This window comes from Nocardia aurea (genome assembly GCF_003123685.1).
GTDB classification, from domain to species: Bacteria; Actinomycetota; Actinomycetes; order Mycobacteriales; family Mycobacteriaceae; genus Nocardia; species Nocardia aurea.
Genome location: NZ_QCYJ01000050.1, coordinates 1 through 1,298, shown reverse-complemented (window position 1 = coordinate 1,298; position 1,298 = coordinate 1). Strand labels below are relative to the sequence as shown.

The window sequence follows — 1,298 nt, the reverse complement described above, 5'->3', positions numbered from 1 at the left end:
CCAGGTTCATCGCGGCGTTGATGAGCGACAGGTGAGTGAACGCCTGCGGGAAGTTCCCGATCTGCTCACCTGACGGGCCGATCTCCTCGGAGTACAGGCCCAGGTGGTTGGAGTAGGTGAACATCTTCTCGAACGTCAGGCGGGCCTCTTCGAGGCGCCCCGAGCGGGCGAGCGCGTCCACGTACCAGAACGTGCAGATGGAGAACGTGCCCTCGTGCCCGCGCAGCCCGTCAGGGGAGGCGCTGGGGTCGTAGCGGTAGACCAGGCTGTCCTCGACCAGCTCGTGCCGCATGGCGTCGAGAGTCGACAGCCACATCGGGTCACGCGGAGCGATGAACCCGGTCAGCGGCATCATCAGGTTCGCCGCGTCGAGCACGTCGGTGGCGTAGTGCTGGACGAACGCGCCGCGTTTCTGGTTCCAGCCCCTCTCCATGATCTGGCGGTAGATGTCGTCGCGGGCCGCCCTCCAGCGGTCGACGTCGCCCGGACGGCCGCGACGGTCCGCCATGCGCAGCGCGCGGTCCATGGCCACCCAGGACATGAGGCGTCCGTAGACGAAGTGCTGGCGTCCCCCGCGGGTCTCCCACACGCCTTCGTCCGGCCGGTCCCAGTTGTCGCAGAGCCAGTCGAGGACCTCGCACAGGTTCTGCCACCCCTGGTGGGCGACCATGAGCCCGCGGCTGTCGGCCAGGTCCACCGAGTCCATCGCCTCGCCGTAGATGTCGAGCTGGAGCTGGTCGTACGCGCCGTTGCCGATCCGCACCGGGCGCGAGCCCTTGTAGCCCTCCAGATGGTCGAGGATCTCCTCTTCCAGGTCGGGCGTGCCGTCGATGCGGTACATGATCTGGAGCGGCCCCGAGTCGTTGCCCGCCCGTTCGCCCACCCTGTCGCGAAGCCAGGTCGCGAACGCCGCCGCCTCGTCCGTGTAGCCGAGCCCGAGCAGCGCGTACACCGAGAAGGAGGCGTCGCGGATCCAGGTGTAGCGGTAGTCCCAGTTGCGCTCGCCGCCGATCTGCTCGGGAAGGCTCGTGGTCGGCGCCGCCACGAGCGCCCCGGTGGGCGCGTACGTCATGAGTTTGAGCGTTATCGCCGAGCGGCGCACCATCTCCCGCCAGCGGCCGCGGTAGGTCGAGCGGCCCAGCCAGTCACGCCAGAAGCGAACCGTCGCGTTGAACATCGTGACGACATCGTGCCGGTCGAGCAGGGGTGGCTCCTCCTCAGCCGCTGACTCGATCACCGCCCCGCCGATCTCGCCCGCGCGAAGGGTCCAGGTCGCGTGCGCGTCAGCGTCCCTGACC

The 1,298-nt window shown here is 68.8% G+C and carries 1 protein-coding gene; it reads right to left on the bottom strand.

The annotated features are described in order from the left end of the window. The coding region (locus DAT37_RS12510; RefSeq protein WP_109524934.1) for a glycoside hydrolase family 15 protein at positions 1 to 1,298 on the bottom strand (1,298 nt) is incomplete at both ends.